3 protein-coding genes are annotated in these 1,017 nt (G+C 46.6%); all 3 read left to right on the plus strand.

Annotated elements, in window-relative coordinates; all coding sequences use genetic code 11:
- Positions 1–7: 7 nt before the first annotated feature.
- Positions 8–163, plus strand: a complete 156-nt coding sequence (locus AAY47_RS23330) for a zinc-finger-containing protein (protein WP_084727041.1) — start codon at positions 8–10, stop codon at positions 161–163.
- A 132-nt stretch (positions 164–295) separates the two neighbouring features.
- Entirely contained in the window at positions 296–742 is a 447-nt protein-coding gene (locus AAY47_RS15260) for a helix-turn-helix domain-containing protein (RefSeq protein WP_047770994.1), read from the plus strand.
- A gap of 25 nt (positions 743–767) precedes the next feature.
- A partial coding sequence (locus tag AAY47_RS20795; protein ID WP_084727037.1) for a transposase occupies positions 768–1,017 on the plus strand: 250 nt, incomplete at its 3' end.

Consider the following 1,017-nt stretch of genomic DNA (forward strand, 5'->3'; position numbering starts at 1 on the left):
GGTAATCATGTGCATTCAAATTTTATGCTCATCATATGCGTACAGATGGTTAGCAAGTCAACTGGAAATCAGTTTCAACGAATGTCACTTCGGCTGGTTTGACACTGAAATGTGCGAACGGGCAGCGAATATATGCAGGAGTTTAGGTGATAGTAATGAATAATCAAAATGAACAACTACCCACCGTTATAAATAATGGAGCTATTAACATCGACAATATTCAGATAAGTTATTCCGACAAACCATCTGCATTGATGTTATAATCGGTAATCCGATAATTTACTGCCTGTTCCTTATGAAATTAAAATCGAATATCACACTGTCTGAACCTGAACGCCTTACATTACAACAATTGGCTTTGAACCACAGACACCGAGACATCCGTACACGAGGAACGGGGCTGCTTATGCTTGCCAGAGGCCTCAAACCGCGTCAGATTGCTGATGAGATAGGATGCAGTCTCCGGGTTATCTATGACTGGATTCACGCCTGGCACAATTCAGGAATAGTGGGATTACTCGGCGGCCATGTTGGCGGCCGATATCCAGCCATGACACCTGACATGATTACCACCGCGGTCGAAGCCGCCAGTGCAGAATCTCTGACGTTAGCCCGAATCGCACAGAAAGTCGAGGACAAGCATGGCCCGCTGCCCTGTACGCTGGAGACGCTGGCGAATACCCTGAAAAAACAGGGGTTAACCTATAAACGAGCCCGCCTGTCTTTAAAAAAAATGCAATGAAGCGGAGTTTGCTGAAAAAGCCGCCTTGCTGAATAAAATTAAGGCGGGTGCGCGGTCGGGTCATTACCGGCTGGTCTATCTTGATGAGGCGGGTTTTACCGCCTCTCCGCCGGTGCAATACGGATGGAGTCCGCGGGGTAAGCCCCATGAAACAGAGCCGCAAAATCATGTCAGACGTTCAGTGTTAGGGGCGCTAAATTACACCGATAACACACTGTTTTATCAGATAATGTCAGACAGTGTTACGCGGACTGATGTCATTGATTTTTTAGAAC

This window comes from Xenorhabdus griffiniae (assembly GCF_001028135.1).
Lineage (GTDB): Bacteria > Pseudomonadota > Gammaproteobacteria > Enterobacterales > Enterobacteriaceae > Xenorhabdus > Xenorhabdus bakwenae.

Bases quoted from the DNA above. Each gene is read 5' to 3' on its own strand.
- AAY47_RS15260 (WP_047770994.1), top strand. From the start codon at position 296: ATGAAATTAAAATCGAATATCACACTGTCTGAACCTGAACGCCTTACA.
- AAY47_RS23330 (WP_084727041.1), top strand. From the start codon at position 8: ATGTGCATTCAAATTTTATGCTCATCATATGCGTACAGATGGTTAGCA.